Genomic DNA, 461 nt, shown 5'->3' with positions numbered 1-461 from the left:
CCCATGGTGTGACGGGCGGTGTGTACAAGGCCCGGGAACGTATTCACCGTAGCATTCTGATCTACGATTACTAGCGATTCCGACTTCATGGAGTCGAGTTGCAGACTCCAATCCGGACTACGACGTACTTTATGAGGTCCGCTTGCTCTCGCGAGGTCGCTTCTCTTTGTATACGCCATTGTAGCACGTGTGTAGCCCTACTCGTAAGGGCCATGATGACTTGACGTCATCCCCACCTTCCTCCAGTTTATCACTGGCAGTCTCCTTTGAGTTCCCGGCCGAACCGCTGGCAACAAAGGATAAGGGTTGCGCTCGTTGCGGGACTTAACCCAACATTTCACAACACGAGCTGACGACAGCCATGCAGCACCTGTCTCAGAGTTCCCGAAGGCACCAATCCATCTCTGGAAAGTTCTCTGGATGTCAAGAGTAGGTAAGGTTCTTCGCGTTGCATCGAATTA

1 rRNA gene is annotated in these 461 nt (G+C 52.5%); it reads right to left on the bottom strand.

From position 1 onward, the window contains the following. Window positions 1-461 (bottom strand): 16S ribosomal RNA (locus N826_RS39255); the annotation flags it as partial.

The sequence above is a fragment of the Skermanella aerolata KACC 11604 genome, assembly GCF_000936425.1.
GTDB classification, from domain to species: domain Bacteria; phylum Pseudomonadota; class Alphaproteobacteria; order Azospirillales; family Azospirillaceae; genus Skermanella; species Skermanella aerolata.
The sequence above is the reverse complement of the archived record's forward strand: the minus strand, read 5'-3'. Positions and strand labels throughout refer to the sequence as shown.